General features: G+C 53.2%; 25 protein-coding genes and 2 tRNA genes. 17 read left to right on the top strand and 10 right to left on the bottom strand.

Going from position 1 to position 23,631, the window contains the following annotated elements; all coding sequences use genetic code 11:
* Positions 1-86 precede the first annotated feature (86 nt).
* From VFA09_07365 to VFA09_07350, 4 genes are all read left to right on the top strand, one after another.
* Positions 87-1,175: an ABC transporter ATP-binding protein gene (locus tag VFA09_07365; GenBank protein HZU67081.1), complete on the top strand. Its 1,089-nt coding sequence runs from the start codon at positions 87-89 to the stop codon at positions 1,173-1,175.
* Entirely contained in the window at positions 1,176-2,195 is a 1,020-nt protein-coding gene (locus VFA09_07360; protein ID HZU67080.1) for a dipeptide ABC transporter ATP-binding protein, read from the top strand.
* A gap of 390 nt (positions 2,196-2,585) precedes the next feature.
* Entirely contained in the window at positions 2,586-3,101 is a 516-nt protein-coding gene (locus VFA09_07355) for a vitamin K epoxide reductase family protein (GenBank protein HZU67079.1), read from the top strand.
* Between the two features lie 171 nt (positions 3,102-3,272).
* Positions 3,273-3,812, top strand: a complete 540-nt coding sequence (locus VFA09_07350) for a hypothetical protein (GenBank protein ID HZU67078.1) — start codon at positions 3,273-3,275, stop codon at positions 3,810-3,812.
* 13 nt (positions 3,813-3,825) lie between these two features.
* Here VFA09_07350 and VFA09_07345 read toward each other — a convergent pair whose 3' ends face one another.
* Both VFA09_07345 and VFA09_07340 read right to left on the bottom strand, forming a co-directional pair.
* Positions 3,826-4,611 (bottom strand): ABC transporter permease, encoded by a 786-nt coding sequence (locus VFA09_07345; protein HZU67077.1) that lies wholly within the window; start codon positions 4,609-4,611, stop codon positions 3,826-3,828.
* 13 nt (positions 4,612-4,624) lie between these two features.
* Complete coding sequence (locus tag VFA09_07340; protein ID HZU67076.1) at positions 4,625-5,608, bottom strand: ABC transporter ATP-binding protein; 984 nt, start codon at positions 5,606-5,608, stop codon at positions 4,625-4,627.
* Between the two features lie 263 nt (positions 5,609-5,871).
* Here VFA09_07340 and VFA09_07335 point away from each other — a divergent pair, with 263 nt between their 5' ends.
* The 6 genes from VFA09_07335 to VFA09_07310 all read left to right on the top strand — a co-directional run bounded on the left by VFA09_07335 (position 5,872) and on the right by VFA09_07310 (position 10,696).
* Entirely contained in the window at positions 5,872-6,039 is a 168-nt protein-coding gene (locus tag VFA09_07335; protein HZU67075.1) for a lmo0937 family membrane protein, read from the top strand.
* A 380-nt stretch (positions 6,040-6,419) separates the two neighbouring features.
* Positions 6,420-7,946, top strand: a complete 1,527-nt coding sequence (guaB, locus tag VFA09_07330) for an IMP dehydrogenase (protein ID HZU67074.1) — start codon at positions 6,420-6,422, stop codon at positions 7,944-7,946.
* A 365-nt stretch (positions 7,947-8,311) separates the two neighbouring features.
* Positions 8,312-8,677: a roadblock/LC7 domain-containing protein gene (locus VFA09_07325; protein ID HZU67073.1), complete on the top strand. Its 366-nt coding sequence runs from the start codon at positions 8,312-8,314 to the stop codon at positions 8,675-8,677.
* 54 nt (positions 8,678-8,731) lie between these two features.
* The gene (locus VFA09_07320; GenBank protein ID HZU67072.1) at positions 8,732-9,226 is read left to right on the top strand and encodes a roadblock/LC7 domain-containing protein; all 495 of its coding nucleotides are present in this window, start codon (positions 8,732-8,734) and stop codon (positions 9,224-9,226) included.
* Positions 9,227-9,239: 13 nt separating this feature from the next.
* On the top strand, positions 9,240-9,815 hold the full coding sequence (locus VFA09_07315; GenBank protein ID HZU67071.1) for a GTPase domain-containing protein: 576 nt from the start codon (positions 9,240-9,242) through the stop codon (positions 9,813-9,815).
* Between the two features lie 14 nt (positions 9,816-9,829).
* The gene (locus VFA09_07310; GenBank protein HZU67070.1) at positions 9,830-10,696 is read left to right on the top strand and encodes a DUF429 domain-containing protein; all 867 of its coding nucleotides are present in this window, start codon (positions 9,830-9,832) and stop codon (positions 10,694-10,696) included.
* Here the strand turns inward: VFA09_07310 and VFA09_07305 are convergent.
* From VFA09_07305 to VFA09_07290, 4 genes are read right to left on the bottom strand one after another with little or no spacing between them, the layout of a single operon-like run.
* Entirely contained in the window at positions 10,647-11,567 is a 921-nt protein-coding gene (locus tag VFA09_07305) for a DMT family transporter (GenBank protein HZU67069.1), read from the bottom strand. The two genes, VFA09_07310 and VFA09_07305, sit on opposite strands and share 50 nt — an antisense overlap.
* A gap of 15 nt (positions 11,568-11,582) precedes the next feature.
* Positions 11,583-12,044, bottom strand: a complete 462-nt coding sequence (locus tag VFA09_07300) for an HAD hydrolase family protein (GenBank protein HZU67068.1) — start codon at positions 12,042-12,044, stop codon at positions 11,583-11,585.
* Between the two features lie 14 nt (positions 12,045-12,058).
* A complete protein-coding gene (locus VFA09_07295) occupies positions 12,059-12,508 on the bottom strand; it encodes a hypothetical protein (GenBank protein HZU67067.1) in 450 nt (149 codons plus the stop codon).
* A gap of 34 nt (positions 12,509-12,542) precedes the next feature.
* Positions 12,543-13,016, bottom strand: coding sequence for a DUF402 domain-containing protein (locus VFA09_07290; protein HZU67066.1), 474 nt, complete (start codon positions 13,014-13,016; stop codon positions 12,543-12,545).
* A gap of 278 nt (positions 13,017-13,294) precedes the next feature.
* Here VFA09_07290 and VFA09_07285 point away from each other — a divergent pair.
* The 3 genes from VFA09_07285 (at position 13,295) to VFA09_07275 (ending at position 16,123) form a co-directional block, all read left to right on the top strand.
* A tRNA-Ser gene (locus tag VFA09_07285) sits at positions 13,295-13,378 on the top strand.
* Positions 13,379-13,706: 328 nt separating this feature from the next.
* Positions 13,707-15,011 carry a DUF4388 domain-containing protein gene (locus VFA09_07280; protein HZU67065.1) on the top strand — a complete coding sequence of 435 codons (1,305 nt, stop codon included), beginning with the start codon at positions 13,707-13,709 and terminating at the stop codon, positions 15,009-15,011.
* Positions 15,012-15,106: 95 nt separating this feature from the next.
* Complete coding sequence (locus tag VFA09_07275; GenBank protein ID HZU67064.1) at positions 15,107-16,123, top strand: sigma-54 dependent transcriptional regulator; 1,017 nt, start codon at positions 15,107-15,109, stop codon at positions 16,121-16,123.
* Positions 16,124-16,126: 3 nt separating this feature from the next.
* Here the strand turns inward: VFA09_07275 and glp are convergent, their stop codons facing one another.
* Complete coding sequence (gene glp / locus VFA09_07270; GenBank protein ID HZU67063.1) at positions 16,127-17,347, bottom strand: gephyrin-like molybdotransferase Glp; 1,221 nt, start codon at positions 17,345-17,347, stop codon at positions 16,127-16,129.
* 112 nt (positions 17,348-17,459) lie between these two features.
* Positions 17,460-17,533, bottom strand: a tRNA-Glu gene (locus VFA09_07265).
* A 181-nt stretch (positions 17,534-17,714) separates the two neighbouring features.
* On the opposite strand from VFA09_07265, the gene VFA09_07260 reads away from it, so the two are divergent.
* Positions 17,715-18,767 carry a DUF929 family protein gene (locus tag VFA09_07260; protein ID HZU67062.1) on the top strand — a complete coding sequence of 351 codons (1,053 nt, stop codon included), beginning with the start codon at positions 17,715-17,717 and terminating at the stop codon, positions 18,765-18,767.
* A gap of 7 nt (positions 18,768-18,774) precedes the next feature.
* Here the strand turns inward: VFA09_07260 and VFA09_07255 are convergent, their stop codons facing one another.
* Both VFA09_07255 and VFA09_07250 read right to left on the bottom strand, forming a co-directional pair.
* On the bottom strand, positions 18,775-19,629 hold the full coding sequence (locus tag VFA09_07255) for a phosphatase PAP2 family protein (GenBank protein HZU67061.1): 855 nt from the start codon (positions 19,627-19,629) through the stop codon (positions 18,775-18,777).
* Between the two features lie 30 nt (positions 19,630-19,659).
* The gene (locus VFA09_07250; protein ID HZU67060.1) at positions 19,660-20,634 is read right to left on the bottom strand and encodes a diacylglycerol kinase family protein; all 975 of its coding nucleotides are present in this window, start codon (positions 20,632-20,634) and stop codon (positions 19,660-19,662) included.
* Positions 20,635-20,812: 178 nt separating this feature from the next.
* Here VFA09_07250 and VFA09_07245 point away from each other — a divergent pair, with 178 nt between their 5' ends.
* From VFA09_07245 to VFA09_07235, 3 genes are all read left to right on the top strand, one after another.
* Positions 20,813-22,585 (top strand): acyl-CoA dehydrogenase family protein, encoded by a 1,773-nt coding sequence (locus VFA09_07245; protein HZU67059.1) that lies wholly within the window; start codon positions 20,813-20,815, stop codon positions 22,583-22,585.
* Positions 22,586-22,594: 9 nt separating this feature from the next.
* Positions 22,595-23,182, top strand: coding sequence for a class I SAM-dependent methyltransferase (locus VFA09_07240; GenBank protein HZU67058.1), 588 nt, complete (start codon positions 22,595-22,597; stop codon positions 23,180-23,182).
* Positions 23,183-23,300: 118 nt separating this feature from the next.
* Positions 23,301-23,540 carry a hypothetical protein gene (locus VFA09_07235; GenBank protein HZU67057.1) on the top strand — a complete coding sequence of 80 codons (240 nt, stop codon included), beginning with the start codon at positions 23,301-23,303 and terminating at the stop codon, positions 23,538-23,540.
* Positions 23,541-23,631: the final 91 nt, after the last annotated feature.

Below are 23,631 nucleotides of genomic sequence, written 5' to 3'. Positions count from 1 at the left end.
ATGCCGTGGGAATGTTGATCTAAGAATACTCCTCTTGATTCTCCCTACGGCATTCGAGCAAGATGGAAGGAAAAGGAGTTACGACTTTGGGAGAGTATCTGCTAGAAGTACAGGATCTGAAAACTTACTTCAAGGTAAGGGCCGGCCGCGTGCGAGCGGTCGATGGAGTCAGTTTTTCGATCAAGCCGGGCGAGCGCGTAGGCGTGGTTGGAGAGAGTGGTTGTGGCAAAAGCGTTACAGCTCTCTCTATTATGCGCTTGCTTCCCCAACCTCCGGCTGAATACGCGGGGGGAAGCGTGATATTTGAGGATCAGGACCTGCTTGACCTGCCAGAGAGTGCGATGCGAAGAATACGGGGTGGCAAAATAGGCATGATCTTTCAAGATCCCATGACCTGCCTGAATCCAACAATGCCCGTTGGGAAACAGATCGCAGAAGGGCTGAGCATTCACTTAAAATTGAGCAAAGCTGAGGGTTTGAAGCGTGCCGTTTCTTTGTTGGAGCAGGTGGGTATTCCCGCTGCTTCCGAACGCGTCAATTCTTATCCTCATCAGTTCAGTGGGGGAATGCGACAGCGTGTTATGATTGCGATGGCTCTGGCTTGCAATCCAAAACTTTTGATTGCCGATGAGCCTACCACTGCTCTGGACGTCACGGTGCAGGCGCAGATACTTGAATTGATCAACGGGGTCTGTAAAGAGTTTGGAACCGCAGTGATCCTGATTACACATGATCTAGGCGTTGTCGCGGGTATGACCGACCGTGTGGTAGTGATGTACGCTGGTAAGGTCGTTGAGACAGCCCCCACAGATGAATTATTTGCCAATCCTCGTCATCCTTATACCCTGGGACTGCTTTCTTCAGTGCCACGCCTGGATGAAGAACGACATGCTCAGTTAAGGACTATCGAAGGCGCTCCTCCCGACCTGCTAAGACCCCCTCCAGGTTGCCCATTCATGCCTCGCTGCGCTTTTGCTCGCTCTATTTGTCGTACCATGCCGCCACTCGATCCGGTAGCAGGCAGTTCGGCTCACATCAAGGCTTGCTGGGTAGATGTGACCGATCCCAAGGAGCAAGCGTACGCGGAAAGACGACGTAAGGCCCGATTCGAAGCTCAACAGGCGGCTATTAGCGCTGCTGCCGCTACAACTTTAAAAACAATGGAGGAAAAGTAGATGGCAGATACGCTTGTAGGCAGTAAAACCCTGGTCGATATACGCGATCTCAAAATGCATTTCCCCCTGACAAGGGGCATTGTGTTGCAGAGGGTAGTCGGCTATGTCCGGGCGGTTGATGGTGTCTCTTTTGCCATTGAACGCGGGCAGACATTGGGGCTGGTGGGCGAGAGCGGTTCGGGAAAGACTACCATCGGACGTACTATCGTGCGGCTCTATAAACCAACTTCGGGCGAGATACTCTTTGACAATAAGGACCTGGCGAAATTGGAGGGTGAGCCGCTGAGACAGATTCGCCAACGCGTGCAGATGATTTTTCAGGACCCGTTCGCTTCACTGAATCCGCGCTTTACGATTGGGTCGCTCATCGCGGAACCCATGCATATCTACCACGTCGGTTCAAATGACGAGATTCGCGAGCGCACCATTGAATTGCTGAAGGTCGTGGGCTTGCGCCCCGAATATATTGACCGTTATCCGCATGAGTTTAGTGGAGGACAGCGCCAGCGTATCGCGGTCGCTCGCGCGCTCTCGATCAACCCGGAATTTGTTATCGCCGATGAACCGGTATCCGCACTCGATGTCTCGGTTCGCGCGCAGGTGCTCAACCTATTGCAGCGCCTGCAGCAGCAGTTCAATTTGACCTATCTCTTCGTTTCACATGATTTGAGCGTTGTGCGTCATGTCGCGGATCGTATCGCCGTGATGTACCTGGGCAAGATCGTCGAACTGGCGGATCGCGATGAACTCTATGCCGCTCCCAAGCATCCCTATACAAAGGCGCTCCTCTCGGCGATACCTATACCCGATCCGCAAATAGAAAAACGCCGCCAGCGCATCATCCTGAGCGGTGACCTACCAAGCCCAATCAGAATTCCATCGGGATGTCGCTTTCATACGCGCTGCCCCATGGCGCAGGCCATCTGCCGCGAAGTTGAACCTCCCTTCGAAGCAAAGGAGGGACACGAACACTTCGCCGCCTGCCATTTCTCGGAGAAAGTTACCCCTGTCGACGACTAGTTTCAGTGCCTGGTTTCCAATCCCTGAGCGGGTTGAGAAATCAGTACCGTGCTGAGAGAGACTGTGTGAAAAGTTTTGGGTTCGGCCTGTGGAGGCATCTCTCAACTTTCACTTTGACTGTTATGAGTGCTTTTCACACAGTCTCAGATTCTTCGTTGCACTCAGAATGACAGGCCCCGGACACAGTATGCTGTGTCCGGGGCCTGTCATTCTGAGTGCAACGAAGAATCTCACGCGCACTCCTGCATCCAGGTGAACTGGCCTCGTCCAGAGAACTTATGAGGAATCATCAGGATAGTACTATTGACACTGCTGTTGATCAACAGTATGCTATGAATAATACAAAAATTTCATGACAGAAAATGCTGGAGATATTCTCAAGAGGCTACGATGAAGATATTACAACGCTCGAAGGCGCAGCTGTTTCTCTTACTCTGTTCAATCATCGGAATCGGTATATCCATTTACCTGACTACCGTCCATTATGAGAATGTTCCCCTTGTCTGCTCTGCCAACGGCGTGGTCGATTGCGCGAAAGTACTTTCCAGCCCCTTTTCCGTTATTCCCGGTACATCTATACCTATTACCGTTCCTGGCCTGGCATGGTCGCTACTGAGCGCCTTTTTAGCGATATATGCCCTCTATCAAGGGATGGAGCACCGCTGGATACCTGTGGCACAGTTTGCCTGGGCGCTGGTTGGCATGCTGACCGTCCTCTACCTGGTTTATATAGAAATTGTACGCCTGCACACGATTTGTGCCTGGTGTACTGCAATGCATGTCCTCATTCTCCTGATGTTTCTCGTGACTATAGTACAATTGCAAATGCGGCATTCGGATGATGTCATGGAATTCGCAACTGAGGATGAGGAACAGGCTTACACAACACCCTCCCATTCCAAATAACTATCAGTCCTTTTAGAGCAATCCTTGATAGTAATGGATAGACTTGCATCTTCCGCGGGCCTTTAGCTGGACTGGCCCGTAGCCAGGTTGCATGAGAAGAGCAGGGCATACTTTTGCTACTTCTGCTTAAAGAAGAGCCGTCGACTACCTTTGAGTATGGGAGGCGCACAAATGAAACGCTGGGTTTTGCTAGCTCTAGTGATGATTGTAGTTGCGGCGAGCCTGTTGCTCATTCGATTACGCCTGAATAACTCTTCGTTTTTCCAATCACATGTGTCACAGGGGCCTGTGAATCACCTGGAACGTATGCCTAATAGCGGGCATAAATATGATCTGTGTATCGAGGCCTTTGCATTATCTCACGCGCCGCCGGATTATCCCTATAAGACGAACGTCTCATTCCACGACCCGTTTCGCAATACAACCGATACTATCATTCCCCTGCTGATGGACCTGGATTTACAGCATAAGACGCTTAGTTTTACTGTGACCATTATCGTGAGCCAGGTCGCGACCTACAGCGATTCGATCTCCCATGTATCCGTTCAGGATGGCATCTCAGTCATGCTGCCGGACAAAAACGGTCATTTACAGCGTTCCAATCAGCCACAGTTCATCGTCAGCTTCATCGATACTGGCGGACAAACGGCGGTGCTTGACTATACCTGTTCACAAGAGTGGCGCTGGTCTGCTGTTCCTGACAGGTCGTGAACCGTTCCGGCCATTATTCCCAGCGGAATGTTTTTATTGCGACCAGCAGAATGACAATCGCCCAGGCTACCAGGATGGTTAACGCGAAACTCGGAAAAGCCGCGCCGTTAGTTAATGATGCCTGCAGCGCCTGAGTAAGCGCGGCAGCGGGAAGAATCTGAGCGAATGCAGCCAATGGAGCAGGCAAATGGTTCAACGGTAAGATGCCGCCTCCGAGCAGCAAGAAAAGTAAGTAGAGCGCGTTTGCTCCCGCCAATGTTGCCTCAGCCCGCAGTCCGCCGGCCATTGCAAGCCCTAACGCCGAAAAAGTGATTGTTCCTATAGCCATTACAAGTAGCGCCAGAAGAGGTGATCCAATTGGCCGCCAGCCGTAGAAGAGTATGGCGACTCCTACCAGCACGATGATCTGGATCACTTCCAGTGCCAGCACGGAGATGACTTTGGCAATAATTAGCCCACTGCGGGGTAGTGGCGAGCTGCCCAGGCGTTTCAGCACACCATAATAGCGTTCATACGCGGTAGCGATGCCAAGGCTGACCATGCCCGTTGCCATGACCGCTAAAGCCAGCATGCCAGGCAGCAGGAAATCTACCGCTTTTTCGTTCGTAGCCGGCACAATATTCAGCGATGTAAAGAAGATGAGCAAGATTACCGGCACGATCAGCGTAATCAGGACGCTTTCGCCGCGTCGCAGCGTCATGAGCAACTCAACCTGTGTCTGTGCCCAGACCTGCTGGCCAAATGATGCCGCCTTTGATTCAGATGTAACTTTCGTTTGCTCTATAGTATGTGTTGTCATTTGTCTGTTCTCGCTATTCTCGCACTTCCGCGCCCGTGAGACGCAGGAACAGGTCCTCGAGCGAACCGTGGCCTACGCGTAGTTCGGAAAGTGTAATGCCCTCGTCTCGCAGCCAGGCTGCCAGTTCCGCTATAAGGGATGGAGCCGCCGCAGTTTCGATTACATAGCTGCCCGGGCGCACTTCTTCTGCTTTGCTTGCCGATGGCAGCGCCGCCAGCTTCGCGCAATCGAGTCCAGCGCGGGCAACGAAGCGCACAATATTGGCATTCTGAACCCCTGTCAGTCCGTCCGGCGTATCCATGGCAATCAATCGACCATGATCGATGATAGCAACGCGGTCGGCCAGGCGCTCGGCTTCATCCATCAGGTGCGTGGTCAATAAGACGGTCGCTCCGCTGCGCTTCAGGTCGCGGATGATTTCCCAGGTCGCCAGCCGTGCTTGCGGGTCCATGCCAGAGGTAGGTTCGTCTAGAAAGACCAGCAAGGGATTGCCAACCAGTGCGACGGCCAGAGCCAGGCGGCGTTTCTGACCACCCGAAAGCCGCCGGCAGCGCGTTTTCGCGGCGGCACTCAGTCCAACTCGTTCCAATAGCGCGTCGATATTTTGCGGATGCCGGTAGTATCCTGCAAAAAGGTGCAGGACTTCACGTGCGGTAAGGCCGGTATACAGACCATCCTGTTGTAGCATAACGCCGATCTGCGGCTTGAGTGCTTTCGCATCGCGAATAGGATCAAGCCCCAGCACGCGCACGCTTCCTCCATCGGGAATGCGGTAGCCCTCAAGCGTTTCAACGGTAGTTGTTTTGCCTGCGCCGTTCGGCCCCAGTAAAGCGAAGACTTCTCCCCTATGCACAGTGAATTCTAGCTGATCAACAACTTTATGAGAACCGTATGTTTTCGTGAATTTATCAACGATAATGGCTTCATCGTTCGCTATAGACCTACCTGGCGTGGGGCCTTCAGCCATTTGAGCCGTTATCTGCATGTCAGCAGACATGAACATGTACTCCTTCACATGACATAAAAAATAGGAACATCCTGCCATATACAGTACAGCAGTTCTTCTCGGATGACAAGTCTCTGCTAGAATCAGTATTTTTACTCAGTACCTGATGAATTGAGAGCAACCTAAAACTTCTTTTGGGTTTCATACGTGACTATTGTAGCGAATAGAGCAGCCTTCTCTTTGAGACGAGCAAGGGGGAGGCCTGGTGATTATCAAAGTATTATGATAGATGAGAGAGGAAAGGAGAAAGAACAATGGTTGGTCTGTTGTGGGCAATTGTTGTCGTTCTGGTAGTATTGTGGTTGATTGGATTCGTTGTCCTGCATGTATCCAGCTTCCTGATACACCTGCTACTGATCGCGGCAGTGATTGTACTGCTCTACAACCTCTTTATGGGAATGCGTTCACGTAGAACCTTATAAGAGAGCGATAACAATGCCGTTTCGCTCTCCTTAGTAGCGCATGAAAAGGGCCGGCAACCGGTTGACGAGTTGGTTGCCGGCCCTTTTCATGTGTTCTCATCTTCATTTTCCTCGTTGATTTGACGTGGTTCATCCTCAAGTGTTACACTACTGAAAATGGGAATATCCTGTAGGATTGAGAGGAGAAACTTCCCAGTCCTGCCAGTTTTCAATGATATCTCTTCTTGTATGCGTGCAGTTTATCTTATGCTTCGTCTTCGTAGAGCGTATTTGTAATTCATAGCAGTTTATGAGACAGCCATCCAGTTCATTCTTATGTGATGGTAGGGCCCGGCCCACGTTGTACCGTGAGTGCTGGGCGTTTTTATAAGGAGGCTGACATGGTGTCCCCGGCACCTGTGCAAAATCTGAACCAGAATCAGCAAGCTTTCAGTGACAAGTTCGCACTGGAGGGTTTAACATTCGATGATGTATTGATTATCCCTGCCGCTTCGTCGGTACTTCCGCGCGATGTCTCTACTCAGACGCGCCTGACCCGCACCATCACTATCAACATTCCCATCGTCAGCGCGGCCATGGATACTGTTACCGAGGCGCGCCTGGCTATCGCCTTAGCACGCGAAGGCGGCATCGGTATTATCCATCGCAATTTATCCATCGAAGATCAGGCGCAGGAAGTTGATAAGGTCAAGCGTTCGGAGTCAGGCATGATTACCGACCCCATCACTCTGGAACCAGGCGCTCTTCTCAGTGAGGCGCTGGACGTAATGAGGCGCTATCACATCTCAGGCATTCCGATTACCGAGCAGGGCAAACTCGTCGGCATCCTCACCAATCGCGATATTCGCTTTGAGACTCGCCTTGACCGTCCCGTCACCGAACTGATGACGCGGGATCATCTGATTACGGTACCTGTTGGCACGACCTTAGAGCAGGCGCGTGATAGCCTGCATCGCTACAAAATTGAAAAGCTGCCAGTTGTGGATGAGCATGGTATGCTCAAGGGCCTGATTACGATGAAGGATATTCAGAAGAAGATTCTGTATCCCAACGCAGCCAAAGACGAATATGGCCGCCTGCGGGTCGGCGCTGCCGTCGGAGTTGGGCCGGATACCGAGAAGCGCTGCGCGGCATTGGTCGAAAAGGGCGTCGATGTATTGGTGGTGGATACCTCACACGCGCACTCTCACATGGTTATTGAGACGGTAGCGCAGGTGAAAAAACGATTCGGCAGGCAGGTACAATTGATGGCGGGTAACGTAGTCAGCGCAGAGGCGACTGAGGCCTTGATCCAGGCGGGTGCGGACGCTGTAAAGGTTGGGATCGGCGCCGGTTCTATATGTACGACACGTGTGATAGCCGGGGTCGGCATGCCCCAGGTTACCGCGATCTACGAGTGTGCTCGCGTAGCGCGGCAATATGACATTCCGATTGTGGGCGATGGCGGCATTCAATATTCCGGTGACATTGCCAAGGCTATCGCAGCTGGCGCGGACTCGGTCATGCTGGGCAGTTTGCTGGCCGGCGTCGATGAAAGCCCGGGCGAACTCATCATCTCGCATGGCGAGCGTTTCAAAGACTATCGTGGCATGGGTTCTATTGCGGCTATGAAGCAGCGCAGCTATAGCAAAGATCGTTACTTCCAGGCCGATATTGCCAGCGAGTCGAGCCTGATTGCCGAGGGCATCGAGGGGCGTGTCCCATACAAGGGTATGTTGGGGCCGCTGATCTATCAACTGGTAGGTGGCCTGCGCCAATCGATGGGTTACGCCGGCTGTGCCACCATCGCGGAGATGCAGGAGAAGACACGCTTCGTGCGCATTACCAGCGCCGGTTTGCGCGAGAGTCATCCGCATGATGTGCTGGTGACTAAAGAGGCTCCGAACTATGGGTCAATCCATAAGTAATTGGATGGTCGCTTAAAATCCCTTGTTGAAATCAGAGATTTTAAGCGACCGCTTTCACCTGGGTCTGGCACTTCACATGTCAGGTCATTTAACACGTTCTCCAGTTCCACGAAAACGGGTCATAGGCCACGTATATCTTCCTGCTCCCCAACGTTCTCTAAATTAGAGAGCTGAGAGTAAGCGCTTTCTTAGTCAGCATGAAGGGCTGTTATAGCAAGCTCTGCAAAAACTGTCCTTTCGCGTTAGTAGGCGAAGCGCCATTAGCCAAGATGTCCCATCTTGTTGCACCTGCCATATGCATCGGTTAGAATGAAGAAGTCCATGGAGATTCTACAATACTTGACCCGGTGCTCGCGGAGGAAAATATGGTTGATCTGAAACAAACTCTGAGCCGCTTTCTCTCAATACCAGGTGTGCGGCTCGCTGTCCTGGTGGGACGTGATGGTTTATTGATCGAAGGCCTGACCCGTGATGGCAAAGAGGATATGGAGGCAGTCGGTGCCATTATGACCACCGGCCTGAATACCGCGGAAGCCCTGGGCCAGGAGATTGCTCGCGGCGGTGTTATTGGCACCCTTATGGAGTACGAACATGGATTAGTGAGCGCGGAGCCTCTGGGAGATTTTGCTTTAATGGTAACACTTTTCGATAATGCTGCCAGCATCGGTCGCGTGCGGCATATGGTCAAGGCCAGCCGGAATGAAATTCTTGAAGCTCTTGATATCGCATAGTCTATTCCTGGTATGATGAACTTGTAGACGGGCGTGTACATAGAGGACGCGTACATGGAACAATTAACCAATCTTATCATCTCGGATCGCGAACTTGCTATTATCTCAACCACATTAAACAAACTTATGAATGACACCAGCGCAACCTCTGTCATGCTTCTTGACAAGAGTGGCCAGGTGATTGCCAATCAGGGGACAAGCACCAAACGGAACGCAACATCATTAGGAGCGTTACTGGCCGGAGCATTCTCCTCTTCCCGGCATATCGCCGAGCTGCTGGGCGAAAAAGACTTTCGCACCATTTTCCAGCAGGGTGTCCACGAGAATATTTATACGACGATGGTTGAAGAACAATGGCTGCTCGTCATCGTCTTTGACAAACTCACCCATATTGGACTGGTCAAAATACTCTCTAAAAAGACATCGGACGAACTTGTGCATGTCCTGGAGCGTGTGCGGGCGGATACCGTGCGCCAGAAGTCCTCTGTTCTCAATATTCAATTCCGCTCTTCGGTCGAAGACACCATTGATCTGCTCTTCCGGGATTAGGGGTATCAGGTATATGGCGCTCATCAATATCGCGTCTCATGAGATCCACTGCAAGATCGTCTACTACGGTATTGGCTATTGCGGAAAGACGACGAACTTGCAGTATGTATATAGAAGCATTAATCCCAATGCTCGTGGCGAAATGCTTTCCATTGCTACTGAGACGGAACGAACGCTCTTCTTCGACTTTCTGCCGCTCGACCTGGGAACCGTGCATGGATTCCGCACGCGTTTTCACCTGTATACTGTTCCAGGCCAGATTCTTTACGAACGCACGCGCCTGGCCGTTCTGAATGGGGCGGATGGCATCGTCTTCGTTGTGGATTCGCAGGCCGAGAAGTTCGAGGAAAACGTACAGAGCATTCGCGAGCTGGAGATGAATTTGCGGCGGCTTGGCAAAGACCTGAGTCAATTCCCTTTTGTCATGCAGTGGAATAAACGCGATATGCCCTCTGCTTTGCCTGTCCCTGTTCTCGAACGCTACCTGAACCGGCGGCGTGTTCCCAGCTTTGAAGCCGTCGCATCCGCCGGAACGGGAGTATTTGCCACGCTGCGTGCCATCAGTAAGGGCGTGATGGCACAATTGTAAAGCTGCTGCAATTGATGAGAATCTACGGGCTTGATTTCACCAGTGTTCCCTCGCGCAGGAAACCTATCACCTGCGCTGCCTGCGATCTTCAAGACGGCCTTCTACAAGTACAGGATTTCCAGAGCCTCACCAGCTTTGAAGACTTTGAAAACTTTCTTCGTTCGGATGGTCCCTGGCTGGCGGCGCTCGACTTCCCCTTTGGACAACCGCGCAAACTGATTAAAAACCTCGGATGGCCGCAAAATTGGGCAGATTACATGCAAATCATTGCGTTGATGGACAAAAAGCAGTTTGAAGCAATCTTGACGCGTTACCAGGAGGGTAGGCCGGCGGGCGATAAGCAGCATTTGAGGGTCGCCGATATCCTGGCGAACGCTCGCAGTCCCATGATGATGTACCGCGTGCCCGTGGGCAAAATGTTTTTTGAAGGTGCCACACGCCTGCTGAGATCAGAAGTAAGTATTTTGCCTTGTCGCCCCACTCATGACAACCGGATAGTCTTTGAAGGCTACCCGGCCCTGGTTGCGCGCAGGTTGATCGGGAAGCGCAGTTATAAGAGCGATGAACGCGAGAAGCAGACACCGGACAGGGAGATGGCGCGCAAAGAAATTGTTGATGGTTTACATTCGGATAAGATACTGAAAAGTTATGGCTTGCGAATTGGGCTACCTGGCGCGATGGCCGAAATGCTTATAAGGGATGCGACGGGTGATAGATTGGATGCAGTGTTGTGCGCGGTGCAGGCCGGGTGGGCTTTTCTACAAAGAGATGGAGAGTATGGGATACCAGCGGATTGTGATGTGATGGAGGGGTGGATTGTTGATCCTGCTATCACACCAATACACCCGCAATCCCCACCAGCGTCACCACCACCCCAATGATCGTCGTAATCGAGGGTATTTCTCCAAGCAACCAGATACCGAGTATGATGCCGCCGGTTACCTCTTGCGTGGCGATCAGGTTGGCATAGGTCGCGTGAACGTTGCGCACGGCAGCATTGTAGAGGGTATGCCCGAAGCCGAGTGGAAGAACGCCCAGCGCTATTACTGCTCCTACCGCTCTCAAGGGATATGCATGCTGGAAGGCGAGATAGAGCGTGACGGGTAGCAGCCAGAGGGCTGCCAGTCCGTAGACGTTGGTCGTGTAGCGGAATAGTGGGTGGCGGTCGCGCTCTCCTCGCCCGGCCACCGAATACACGGCGAAGCAGAAGCCCGAAAGCAAGGCCATTCCATCGCCAAGGATCATGCATTGGCCGCTGCCGGATAGCGAGCAGGCCGTGTAGTGCGGCTGGAAACCGGCCATAATAGCGATCCCCACTATCGCCACACCGATTCCCACATATTTCCGGCGCGGCAACGGTTCGCGCAGGATGAATGCTGAGAAGAGCGTTGCGAAGACCGGCGATGTGTAGGCGAGGGCAAGTGAATGAGCAATTGTGGTAAAACTGAGCGAAGCGATGTAGAAAATAAAGTGCAGGGCCGTTACAAGGCCATAGAAGAGAAAACGCGGCAGTTCCTGCCTTTTCAATAACAGGCGCTGTCGCGTGATGAGACCCATGACCGCAACCAGCAGCGTGGCAATCGCTAAACGCCAGAAAGCGACTTCAACGGAACTGAACGGTTGTGACCAGCGTACAAAAATCGGGCTGGTTGAGAAAAAGACGACGGCGATACACACATAAAGCAAGCCCAGCTTTGATTGTTTTACCGGAATCTGGACTGTTGATGCTGGAGCTTCCTCGAGTTCTTCCATCTTACATACGCTGTCTTAGTTGCGCAGGGTCGCGATCAGACGTTTTGGGAGCAACAATAGTTCGATGGCATGGATGGGACTGCTAACCAGCACATCGGCGGCCTGGAGCGCGCTGCTGGCTACTCCTTCTCCCGCGAGCACCGCTATGCCGATGGCGGCGATTTTGAGCATACCCGCGTCATTCGCGCCGTTTCCTATAGCCACAACACTCTCAGGGCCTAGCTTTTTCACATAATCTACCTTATCCTCGCCCGTATTGATTTTCTGAAGCGGGTAGCCAAGGACATCTTCGATCTCTTGCAGATTGCCATGAGAGCCTGCCGTCAGCAAATGGATCGAGAGGTGCGCGCTTAACGTTTCCAGGCGATCCGCGACCTCTACAAGCGGCACTCCATCGACAGCGAGGGTGCCGTTGATGTCAAAAACTGCGTGATGAAGCTCATAGGAGCCTCGTTGAGGAATATCTATGCGTATCATATCTATCTCATTCGTCAGCTAATCGCATACAAGCGTTCGCGCCTGCCTTGTTTTGATTCCTCTGTCGCGCCCATACCTGCCAGCGCTAATGCTGCCGAGAGACGTATAGGACGCGGTAGCCGTCTATTATGGGACATGTGCCGCAGTGGTGTTACTGTTCTGGCGTCGTTCAATAACGTCAGTAGCCAGACGACGGATTGGCGCTCATGCGGGTCGTCGCGCTGTAGCGAGCGCACAAGCTGCGGGGCAAAATGATTTCCGAACGTCGCTGCTCCCAGGAGCAACTGTTGCCGTATTTCGGCGGTGTTAAGCGTTGAATTGGTGGCAAGCTGGATAAGCTCGTTTACCTTCAGGTGCATCTGCCTGCGAGACTCCAAGACCTCAAGCTCCACAACGTTCCGGCGATGCTGGTGTGCATTGGCTTCAGCTTCTTGCCGGAACAGCCTGCTGTCCCATTTTTCCATCAAGATTTGTCCTTCCAGGGGTTTCCGGTAGCCCTTATGATTGTAACGATAGTGCTGAAAATGGCCCTTTTCGCGCTGAGATCAGTTCTAAAAGCTGCTGCAATCCTTGACGTGCTCCCTTGCGTTGCTCGTCGCTGAGCGTTGTGTCAGATTCGAACTCATTTTCATCCAGGATTAGTGTCTTTCCGCCTGGATCAACCCAGACGTCAAGCAAGAGATCGATTTGTTTGATATATTCACCAGAGATTGATGCGGGTTCGGCGATATTGCAGTACCACCCTTTTCGCCTGCCGCCGGCTCTGGCGATATCGAAAATATTAAACCATCTATCAGTATAATAGTATTCAACAAAGCTATCGCCTGGTTCGAATTGAGTATATCCCAGGTCTTTCACAGGCTGCTTCCAGTATGCTTGAATCACCACCCCATCATGGAGATGCTCGATAACTTCGCCCGAATACTGAATTTTTGCTTCGCCTCGCGGATTCTGTTTGACAACGGTAATCATAAGCTACTGCCTGGGTTGCTGGCACCTTTCATGATGGCTAACTCTCTGATAGTGTACATTATCCTCACTCGATATGCAAATATTTGTAAGGGTTGAAGCTACTTGTGAGAAGTCCAAAAGTCCTACGTTGACCGGTGTGAGATTTATCCATATCCGGGGAGAATAGGAAGGCTTGAAAAGCAGGGCTACAACACATATATGGGTAAAATGAACGTAATTGATCGGGTATTTTTGCCTACCCCTTTTCAAATTGTGCGGTTCTATGTTACACTGTCGTCGGAGGGATGGCAGAGTGGACTATTGCGGCTGTCTTGAAAACAGCTGGGTTAACCGCCCCGGGGGTTCGAATCCCTCTCCCTCCGCCCGAGGCAATGAGGCCTCGCTGTCGGAGAAAACCAAACATCCGGTGCATCTTCAAGGAGCTTGAGGGGAAGTGGCTCCATATGCAATGTGATGTTGACACTGCCGTCAACTCGCGAATAATTTAACACCTGAAGGGATGGTCGTACTCCTTTCATCCCATCTGGGCGCGCCCCCGGTTATCGTCGCGCCTGTGATTGGATGAATTAAGTAACGACACAACGCAGCGTTTCGTAGTCACTTTTTGTGCTGAGCGACCTGCAAGGGATAAGGGAAGAGCAGGCAACACAACAGCGCAAAAGTAGTTTTTTAGACGGACGGTGATTTATTGTGCCTCCTATAGGTTCGTTAGAAAAGGTAAACCTGCCGGAAGTTTTGAGGAGAGTTGAGTCTTATGGTAAGACAGGACTCCTGAAAGTTCAACAGGGACAACAAAAGGTTGAACTCTATTTCCGGCGCGGGCAGTTGATGTGCATTGGCCCCGTTCAGGCAAATGTGACCCTGGGGGAACGCCTGCTACAAGACAACATTATTTCGCAGGAAGCGTTCCAGGAGGTGATGAGTGCCATCGAACTGTCCCACCCGAGTGAAACTCGTATAGCGCTAACCTTAATTGATCTTGGACATGTAAATCACGAAATTCTCCGTACCTGGGCGGCAAACGAGGCGGCTAAGGTAATACGTATACTTCTTACATGGTCGACGGGCGAAATTTATTTTGAGGACGAAGTGCAGCCCGCTCCTGAACGTCTCTTGATCTCGCTTCCGGTTAGTTCGCTTCTACCTGCATCTTTGCCCGCCCCCGTTGCGCAGCCTGCGGGTGCCGGGACTATTTCTACATCAGGACAGGCGGTTGGTGTAGCTCCAACTTCAACGCATGTTGCATCGGCTCCCACGATCTTTGAAGCATCGCAGTTTTTTAGCGGATTGGATATCACTTCGATGGTGCCGTCGGCTTCTTCCTGGCTGGATGTTCCCGTCTCGGAACGCGATAGGAATACCGAGGGATTGACCCCGTCTAAAGGCTCGCTTACACCGCCTCAACGCGTGAATGCCCCCACTCCGCAAGGGCGTTTCAATACTGCATTCATGCAAGCTCAGATGGTACTCGTGCCAACCGACCTTTCGGGCCAGCGAGAACGCAATCCCCAGGTCGTACTTACTCCAGATCAATGGCGAATTTTCACGCGCGCGGATGGCCAGACGTCCCTGCAAACAATCTGTATGACATTCAGCATGACACGCGATCAGGTTTGTCAGATAGCTGCCGAATTGCTGGCCCTTGGGCTTGTAACGCTCGCTATGCCTACATCAGGGCCATTGAACGAACTCTCTCCTGTCTCAAGGGACTTTATCAATGCCGGGCTGAGTAATGGGTACGTTGCGCCCGGTTATGCGGCTGCTTTGCCGTCGCCGTGGGCAGCAGCAATTCTGCCGGCGACAGAGAACGCCGGTCAACTTCCACCAGCCGCTCCCATCGAGACGCGGTCGCAATGGGGGAATGGCGGTAATGGTGCGACTTTCCATATTGGCAATGGTTGGGTGGTTGCTTCTTCGCCCTCTCAGCCATTACAGGCAAGTGGCCCGTTGCCGTTGAATCAACGGGTCTATGCACAAGCGGGCAATGCGCGTTGATTCCGGTCGAAGCATAAGAGCGAAGTTGAAGTCGCAAGGGCGACCACCTGGGTACGCCCCTATCCTGATGCTGGTGGAATGTGAAAGGTCGAAGTGTGTCATCGTATCATATGCCTGTTGAGAGCCAGGTGGAAGAGGACCCAATTGCCCGCGTGGGTATGGTCATTGGCAAAAGTAAGGCTATGAATGAAATCGCCATGCAGGTACGGCAGGTGGCGGCCTACCCGGATACCACTGTACTGCTACAAGGCGAAAGCGGCACCGGCAAAGACGTTATTGCGCATGCTATCCATGCTTTGAGCCGCCGCGCTATCTATCAATTTGTAGATATCAATTGTGCTGCCATCCCCGATACATTGCTCGAAACAGAACTCTTTGGCGTCGAGGCGGGAGCTTTCACTGACGCGAAGGTTTCTCGCGAAGGGCACCTGCTGCGCGCCGATGGTGGCACACTCTTTCTTGATGAGATAGGCTCGATGCCACTCAACTTGCAGGCCAAGCTCCTGCGTTTTCTGGAAACGCGCAGTTTCCGGCACGTCGGCAGCACGCGAGAGATTCACGTCAATGTTCGCATCATTTCCGCAACGAATGTCGATCTGCTGTCCGCCGTAGCCCATCGCGTTTTTCGTGAAGACCTGTACTACCGGCTCCAGGTGATTACGCTGCAATTGCCCCCTTTACGAGAACGCCCGGAAGATATCGAACCGCTTGTCGCGCACTTCTTGCGGTTGTACTCTCTCGAAGGTATGGAGCCACTGCGAATTAGCCCGGAAGCGCTGGAACTCCTGTTGCGCTATCGCTGGCCTGGCAATGTGCGCGAGTTGCGCAGCGTTATTCAGCGCGGCCAGATCTTATGCACAGACAATGTAATTCGCCCGCAGGACCTGCCCGAGCAGATTCGCAGGGTCGAGAGTTCCGGCACTCAGCTTCTTTCAGAGGTCGAGCAGGCTATTCATCTTCCACCTGAAGGTATGAATTTGCCGGCCTTCCTGGGCAAGATCGAGCAAAAGCTGGTGCACGAGGCGCTGGAGCGCTGCAATGGCAACCAGGTACAGGCCGCAGCTCTGCTTGGCATCTCGCGTGATAAATTGCGCTATCGCCTGGCACGATAGTGATTATTCTTCCGGCCAATCCAGCATGATAGCTTGCGCTGTTTCTCCCGGACGGAGTTCGACGCCGCCTTCCGGCACGATGACGAGCGCGTTAGCATTCAGCAGCGAAGTCGTGATATTCGATCCCTGATTGCCGGTTGTACGCGCTACGAAATGACCATTCCGCCTCTCGACATGAGCGCGCACATAGTGGCGGCGCATCACACGTTCTCCCACACCATCTTCAACCACCACCTCGATCTGGGGATGGAGCAAGCGCGTATGACCGAGCATCTTGCGAATCACCGGTCGCCCAAACAATTCAAAGGTGACAGCTGCCGAAACCGGGTTGCCAGGTAGCCCTAATAAGGGTATATGCCCAATATGGCCAAATGCGACCGGTTTGCCGGGACGCATATTAATACGCCAGAAGTTGATCTCTCCCTGTTCCGCCATAATGTTCTTCACCAGGTCGAAATCTCCTACGGATACACCCCCAGACGTGATGATGAGATCGTTGGTTATGGCCTCGGAAAACTTCTCGCGCAGGCTCTCCACGGTATCGCGCGCTACCCCGAGGCGATGCGCCTCAGCGCCTGCTTTGCGCACGGCAGCTTCGAGCAGGTAGCTGTTGCTATTGCGAATTTTGCCCGGCTGCAAAGGCTCGTCCACGTCGATGACTTCATCGCCTGTTCCCAGGATGGCAACACGAGGTCGCCGGATTACCGGCACCGCCGCCCAGCCGAGTGTGGCAAGCACGCCGATTTCCCAGGGGCCAATCTCAATGCCCCGTTCCAGCACTTTCTGACCGCGCCGCATATCCTCTCCGGCGGGCCGGATATTGTTTCCCGGCGCCACCTCTTGCAAGATTTCTACCCATTCACTATCAGGGCCACCGGAGCGGGTCAGCTCCACCTGTATCACGCTATCGGCTCCTGGCGGTACTGGCGCGCCGGTCATGATGCGCATGGCCGTTCCGGGTTCGACCGGGTGATCCGCTACGTAACCGGCAGCTACTCCGCCGGTGACTCGCAAACGTGGAGGTTGACCACCCTGCTGCCGGCTATCCTGGCTGAGCAATGCAAAGCCATCCATCGCGGAATTGGCGAAAGGAGGCATATCTTCTTGCGCTATCACGTCCTGAGCCAGTACGAGACCGAGGGATGCGGGAAGTGGTACCGTAGTCGTTGGGAGCGGCTTAATTTCGGCAAGTATACGTTTGAGAGCTTCTTCTACGCTAATCATATGCTGCCTCTCTTTGGTGAGAACATTCTTCCGAATGCATGATGACCTTAAACGTGGAGAAGCCTGGCACATCCAAAAATAAGAGGGCGTGCCAGGCTTCTCCTGAAAATAGTACCTCGTACGGGAGTCGAACCCGTGATCTCCGCCTTGAAAGGGCGGCGTCCTTGGCCACTAGACGAACGAGGCTTGTGAACCATACGGTATGATAAGCTTTATACCGACATCTGGATTGTACCCGATTGCGGCTACCTTGTCAAGCGAGATTTCGCATCTCGAAAAATAGCCGTAGAAAAAGGTGCCCGGTGTAGACGTGCTATGATAAAATAGGACTCGCAAAATTGAGTTTGCAGAACAGGAAGATAGAATCATGGCAAAACCCAAGCAAAAAGCGTCCTCGGCCTCACAACGCCGCGAGCAGCAGAGGCAGCAACGCCAGCAGCATGAGAACGTCAATCAAAAAAATTCGGCCCAGACGCGTAGCAGGAGAAGGGTTCAGCAGCAGTCAAACCGCTCATCCTGGTTTCTGATCGGTGGAGTGCTGGTGCTGATCGCAATTATTGTCGTGGCTTTTGTCGTCATCTCGCACCAACCATCATCCATCGCTACGGCTACACCCACACCTGTTAGTTCGAGCGTTTTAAAAGCAGTTACCCAGGTTGATCCAAATGTATCGAATACGGTGGGTACGGGAGGAGTGAAAGACCCCTTACAGGCGACTAAAAATTCTCCGCCAACTCTGACCGGGCCGACCGCTAAGCCGGAAATTCTTTATATGGGCGCGGAATATTGTCCATATTGCGCGGCGGAACGCTGGGCCATGGTGGTCGCTCTCAGTCGTTTCGGCACCTTTAGCCACCTGGATGAGACTACCTCGTCGAGTACGGATGTCTATCCCAGCACCCCGACGTTTACTTTCTACCATTCCACCTACACCAGCTCGTATATCGATTTTGTGCCGGTAGAACTGCAAGGGAATGTAGCGGACAGTAGCGGCAGTTATCCTACACTGCAAACACCCACGAGCGAAGAGCAGAATCTCATAAATACCTATGATGCTCCGCCCTACATTGATGCGTCTAGCGCGGGAAGCATCCCGTTCATCGACATTGCGAACAGATATGTGCAGATAGGTTTGCCCCAGGGCTATTCCGCGCAGGACCTTGCCGGACTTCAGTGGCAGGATATCGCCAACGATCTGTCGGATGCAGGTTCGCCAGTTGCCCAGCACATCATTGGCTCGGCCAATTATCTGACTGCCGCTATATGTATTGTGACGCAACAGCGGCCCGGCAGCGTCTGTAACTCGCAAACGATACACCAGATAGAGCTTAGCATTGCCTCAAGGGCATTTAGTAGCGGCGGGTCGCAAGTGGCCGCGGTGGCAGGGTATGCTGCCGCGGATATACGGCGTCTGAGTTAGGAAATCTTTACTCTTCGTCGCCGGGTTGCTGCAAGGGCTTCATCACCTCTGGCGTCTTACCCTGAGATGGATGAATCCAGGCCTTGATGCGCAGGTAGATAGTCATCAACCCGGCGAACCACAGGCCGCCATAGATGTAGCCGGCCATCACGTCACTCGGCCAGTGCGCGCCCAGATATACTCGTGATGGCCCAATCAGCGCTATTAATGCGGTGCAGATCGCAATGAGAGCGTTGCGTAGTTTCCCCGAACGCCAGTTGGTTGCCAGCAGATAGATCATTAACCCGAAGAAGTTCGTGTAGTGCATGACATGGCCGCTTGGAAAGCTTGGCTCATTGATCACGCGCACGACCGTCACCAGTTCATTCGTTGGGCGCGGGCGCTTGATAAGGCGCTTCACTATCGCGTTCAGAATACCGGATGTGCTGGTCAGCAGGACGAAAATAGACTCCAGGCGGAAGCGCAACGCCCAGAAAATAGCAGCAACACCGATGGTGATGGGCGTGAACATTTTAGGGAAGCCGATCTCAGAAATTCCCAGCATGAAGTTGTAGAACCAGCGGTTTCGCTGCCTCTGCAACCTGTGTGCAATAAAAGTATCACCGGGGAAAAGTTGCGTATAGCGCGCGATGAAGGAGAAGAGGATCGCGCCCGAAAGTATCCACAGGTAAAATGCCAGGAAGATGGTGCCGCGCGAAACGGCACGACGACCGGATACAGAACTCTGCGCGGCAAGGCGTTGTGCCTCAGATACTACTGGTACCACATTTTGCCCGACGATACTGGTAACCGGTGGCAGCGGCAGCGAGGGAGGTTGTCCCTGTACCGAAGGTTGCTTCGAATTCTCTGTGTTTCCTGGCATCGATTAAACCTCGCCTTTCTATTGCTCTACCTATTTTTTCCTGGTTCGCTTTACAATGGCTTTCTCACCTGGTTGTTCGACTCTATGCAGCCCAGGCGCCTTCACTCCTGGCACTCTGATGCGCAAAGCTGCTGGCAAAACAGTCACGACCGCCGGTGTATGGCCGTGAAGCTCTCCATCGGCCTGAATCTCCATCGGGTATTCACTAGTTATACGCAGGGACTTCACGCGCCGGTACGTGATTCTGGGTGTATAGGCTCGTTTTCCCTGGCTGATGGAGAGCGCGTGTCGAATATATTCGCGCTTGCTGAAATTTTTATATACGACTACGTCAAGCAATCCATCATCCATCAAGGCATGTGGCGCTACCTGCAGGTGAGCACCATAAAATGGCGCATTGCAAATTGTCACCTGTAACGCTTGATAAGACCGGCGGCGATGCTCGTCGAAAGAGAGGCTGATCTTAGCCGGATGGTACGTGAGCAGGGTAATCAAGCCGCCGATAGCACCGTGCAGTGTTGAAAGCAATCCTGGCTGCTTGATCTCCTCAGCTAGAGGAAAAAGCATTGCTTCCAGACCCACACCGGCCACTTCGAGAAAGAACCGGTCGTTGATCTTGCCAATATCTATCGCGTGTGTCTCACCATTAACAATCACAGCACAAGCCGCCTCGATGGTCTGAGGGATATTCAAGCTGCGCGCCAGGTTATTCATTGTCCCCGCCGGAATAATGCCGAGTGTCGCCTGCGTTCCAATCAATCCCCTGGCAACCGCGTCGATTGTGCCATCGCCGCCAGCAGCGATGACGAGATCGGCTCCCGCGCTTGCGGCTCGCGTAGACAGACCCTGGCCCGTATCTTCCGGCGTCGTGTGAAACACTTCCGGCTCAATGCCATAAGCGCCTAATCCTGCGATAATGGCCTCTTCGGTCTCTTGCGGCGTCATTTCCCGAGATGTGATCATTGAAACACCTGATGCTGGATTGATGATCAATACAACGTGCATGCCTGCTCTGTCTTTCGCCGGGTGGCCATTTATACGCCAGACCGGCTGCTTACCATAGCCTTCAACAAAATATGCTACAATACGTTGCGATACATTTATTCGCGTAAGCTGAACGCTGCCTCAAAGCATAGTCTCCCATAAGCAGATACGGGAAACTCGACAGGAAAGGATACAAGTCATGTTAGACCTGTCTTCTATAATGCCGGATACCGGAGGAATCAATTTTTATACTGCCGACCATGACCTGCCATTTCTTTTAAGCCGCTATCTTTCGACAGAAGACAACGACAGGGCGCGGAGCATCCTGACCGCAATGGGAGCAGTTGCGTCGCAGAAAATGGACGAACTGGCAGAGGTGGCTAATCGCCAGGGTCCGGTGCTGGAGCAGTATGATAAAAAGGGCCGGCGTATTGATGAGGTCGTCTTTCATCCCGCCTACCACGAACTGGAACGTATCGCCTATTGTGATTTTGCTATTGCTGCCTGCACCCATCGCAAGGGTCTGTTTGGATGGCCAGGATACGTACCACAACCGGTCAAGTTTGCGCTCGCCTATCTAGGAATGCAGGCAGAGTCAGGTGTCTTCTGCCCCGTATCCATGACCGACGCGCTGGCCCGCGTACTGGAACGCTATGGCAGCGAACCTCTCAAGCAGCGCTTTGTACCCGGCCTGACCGCAACTACGATGTCCGAATTGAAGCAGGGAGCAATGTTTCTTACTGAGAGGCAGGGTGGCTCCGATGTTGGTCAGACCGCTACTGTAGCCAGGCCGCACCGCAGTAGCGAAAATGGAACAGGCGAGGGAATCGGGCCGGAATGGGAACTCTGGGGTGATAAATGGTTCTGTTCCAATGTTTCTGCTGACCTCATCCTCACGCTGGCCCGCCCTGAAGGGGCGCCGCCAGGAACACGCGGCCTCGGACTCTTTCTCGTCCCCCGTTTATTGGACGATGGCGCGCGCAATGCCTACAGTATCAATCGCCTGAAGGACAAGCTGGGCACGCGCTCGCTGGCGACGGGTGAGGTCACGCTGCATGGAGCGCTGGCCTACCAGGTAGGCGCCTTAGAGCGCGGCTTCGTGCAGATGACCGAAATGATCAATCTAACGCGCATCTGGGCCGCAATCGGCTCGTTAGCGGCTATGCGCCGCAGCCTGCTTGAGGCGCTCGTCCATACACGAGGGCGTATCGCTTTTGGACGCCCCCTGGCCGCGCATCCACTCATGAAGCGTCAGTTGGTAGACCTGCTGGTGGAAGTCGAGGGCTGCGCGGCCCTGGCATTCGAAACAACGGCTGTACTTGAGCGCGTTGATCGTCATGGCGCCGGGGAAGACCGCCGCCTGCTGCGCATCTTGACGCCGCTCTGTAAATACTACATTCCCAAACGCGGCGAATATGTGACGCTTGAGGCCCTGGAGATGCGCGGCGGCAATGGCTACGTTGAAGATTGGGTCAATCCGCGCCTGTTGCGCGATGCCATCGTCAACGTCGTGTGGGAGGGTTCGAGTAATGTCATCGTGCTGGATGTCTTACGGGCCATCGATAGGGAGGGAGCGGCCTCGGCACTCTTTGGCATGCTGCACCAGCGCCTGCAATCACTCAAACATTCGGTGGTTCTGCCTGTGGCACAGCAGGTTCAGGAACTGGTCAATCACCTGGCACAGCGCCTGGAGGAACTGTCACACCTGGATTCGGAAAGCGCCCAGGTGCCTATGCGCGGGCTGGTCGAGCGCATGGCACAATTGACGATTATCACCCTGCTGCTCGAACAGGCCGAGGATGAACTGGTACGTGGCGCTGAGGGGACGGGAAAGCGTAAGTGGCTCATTGCTCTGCTCTACCTGCACCGGCATGTCCTGGTGCATCCCGATGGTTGGGCCGCGGACAACGACCCCACCGCCCTGAAATACTTTGACGCGCTGGTTGATTGGCAGCCTATTGCTGTTCAATAAGGAGGCTCGATGCTCGACACCGTTAACCTGAATCCGCCATCCATACTGAAAGATATTGAGGAGGCCACTCAGAGTATCGGCTTTACAATGGGCTCTGATCATCAGACCGGCTCGCTCCTCAGAACGCTTGCCACGGCGAAACCATCCGGCAACTTTTTAGAACTGGGTACCGGGACGGGCCTTTCCGCGGCCTGGCTGCTCGATGGCATGGATGCTCACTCTAGATTAATCACCGTCGATAGAAATGAGACTCATACAGCAATTGCCCGGCGTTTCTTAGGGCATGACTCGCGCCTGACATTTGTCACAATGGATGGGGTCGGGTTTATCGACTCCATGCGCGAGCAAGAGAAAACCTTCGATTTCATCTTCGCAGATATGCAGCCTGGAAAATACCAGCACCTGGATGAAACCCTGCAACTGCTTGCCCCAGGAGGTCTGTACGTCGTTGATGATCTGCTGATGTCCTCTTCCTGGGAGGAAGCACATCTGACCAGAGTGTACCACTTAATTTCGACGCTTGAGAAAAGAGCGGACTTGCGGGTAACAAAACTCAACTGGTCGGTGGGCCTGATGATTGCGGCGAAAGTTGGATGATCTTCGCGTACTGTACGAGCATCCCGTCCAGGTGATACACTTTAAACAAGGCCAGCTCAGGGTTGGCCGAAAAGGTTGAATTCCGCTTAGCTCTTTTCTAGGAAGTGAGATTGAAGAAATGTGGAGTGCATTAAGATGGCGTTTCTGGCTTGAGACGGTGCTGGCAAGTGTTGCAAGTATTTTGTTTGTGATCACGCTGGTGTGGAGAAACTGGATCGAGATCGTCTTCAAGGTCGATCCTGATAACGCGAACGGCTCGCTCGAGTGGTTTGTCGTGGCGACTTTTCTCGTTGTGGCAATAGCGCTGTTCGTTTCAGCGGGCTATGAGGTGCGCAGGGCGCGAGCGGCTCTCTCTTAGTTCGCATCACCTTTTTTTCAATCGAATAGGGTAATCCTGTAGGGACAGCGCCTGGTGTCTGTCCTCGTTCCCCGACCAGGACAGGCACCAG

The sequence above is a fragment of the Ktedonobacteraceae bacterium genome, assembly GCA_035653615.1.
In the GTDB taxonomy this organism is placed as follows: Bacteria; Chloroflexota; Ktedonobacteria; order Ktedonobacterales; family Ktedonobacteraceae; genus DASRBN01.
The sequence above is the reverse complement of the archived record's forward strand: the minus strand, read 5'-3'. Positions and strand labels throughout refer to the sequence as shown.

What these genes read in the sequence shown, in the direction of transcription:
- VFA09_07360 (HZU67080.1), top strand. Translation starts at nt 1,176, where the DNA reads ATGGCAGATACGCTTGTAGGCAGTAAAACCCTGGTCGATATACGCGAT.
- VFA09_07355 (HZU67079.1), top strand. Translation starts at nt 2,586, where the DNA reads ATGAAGATATTACAACGCTCGAAGGCGCAGCTGTTTCTCTTACTCTGT.
- VFA09_07350 (HZU67078.1), top strand. Translation starts at nt 3,273, where the DNA reads ATGAAACGCTGGGTTTTGCTAGCTCTAGTGATGATTGTAGTTGCGGCG.
- VFA09_07345 (HZU67077.1), bottom strand. Translation starts at nt 4,611, where the DNA reads ATGACAACACATACTATAGAGCAAACGAAAGTTACATCTGAATCAAAG.
- VFA09_07340 (HZU67076.1), bottom strand. Translation starts at nt 5,608, where the DNA reads ATGTCTGCTGACATGCAGATAACGGCTCAAATGGCTGAAGGCCCCACG.
- VFA09_07335 (HZU67075.1), top strand. Translation starts at nt 5,872, where the DNA reads ATGGTTGGTCTGTTGTGGGCAATTGTTGTCGTTCTGGTAGTATTGTGG.
- guaB (HZU67074.1), top strand. Translation starts at nt 6,420, where the DNA reads ATGGTGTCCCCGGCACCTGTGCAAAATCTGAACCAGAATCAGCAAGCT.
- VFA09_07325 (HZU67073.1), top strand. Translation starts at nt 8,312, where the DNA reads ATGGTTGATCTGAAACAAACTCTGAGCCGCTTTCTCTCAATACCAGGT.
- VFA09_07320 (HZU67072.1), top strand. Translation starts at nt 8,732, where the DNA reads ATGGAACAATTAACCAATCTTATCATCTCGGATCGCGAACTTGCTATT.
- VFA09_07315 (HZU67071.1), top strand. Translation starts at nt 9,240, where the DNA reads ATGGCGCTCATCAATATCGCGTCTCATGAGATCCACTGCAAGATCGTC.
- VFA09_07310 (HZU67070.1), top strand. Translation starts at nt 9,830, where the DNA reads ATGAGAATCTACGGGCTTGATTTCACCAGTGTTCCCTCGCGCAGGAAA.
- VFA09_07305 (HZU67069.1), bottom strand. Translation starts at nt 11,567, where the DNA reads ATGGAAGAACTCGAGGAAGCTCCAGCATCAACAGTCCAGATTCCGGTA.
- VFA09_07300 (HZU67068.1), bottom strand. Translation starts at nt 12,044, where the DNA reads ATGATACGCATAGATATTCCTCAACGAGGCTCCTATGAGCTTCATCAC.
- VFA09_07295 (HZU67067.1), bottom strand. Translation starts at nt 12,508, where the DNA reads ATGGAAAAATGGGACAGCAGGCTGTTCCGGCAAGAAGCTGAAGCCAAT.
- VFA09_07290 (HZU67066.1), bottom strand. Translation starts at nt 13,016, where the DNA reads ATGATTACCGTTGTCAAACAGAATCCGCGAGGCGAAGCAAAAATTCAG.
- glp (HZU67063.1), bottom strand. Translation starts at nt 17,347, where the DNA reads ATGATTAGCGTAGAAGAAGCTCTCAAACGTATACTTGCCGAAATTAAG.
- VFA09_07260 (HZU67062.1), top strand. Translation starts at nt 17,715, where the DNA reads ATGGCAAAACCCAAGCAAAAAGCGTCCTCGGCCTCACAACGCCGCGAG.
- VFA09_07255 (HZU67061.1), bottom strand. Translation starts at nt 19,629, where the DNA reads ATGCCAGGAAACACAGAGAATTCGAAGCAACCTTCGGTACAGGGACAA.
- VFA09_07250 (HZU67060.1), bottom strand. Translation starts at nt 20,634, where the DNA reads ATGCACGTTGTATTGATCATCAATCCAGCATCAGGTGTTTCAATGATC.
- VFA09_07245 (HZU67059.1), top strand. Translation starts at nt 20,813, where the DNA reads ATGTTAGACCTGTCTTCTATAATGCCGGATACCGGAGGAATCAATTTT.
- VFA09_07240 (HZU67058.1), top strand. Translation starts at nt 22,595, where the DNA reads ATGCTCGACACCGTTAACCTGAATCCGCCATCCATACTGAAAGATATT.
- VFA09_07235 (HZU67057.1), top strand. Translation starts at nt 23,301, where the DNA reads ATGTGGAGTGCATTAAGATGGCGTTTCTGGCTTGAGACGGTGCTGGCA.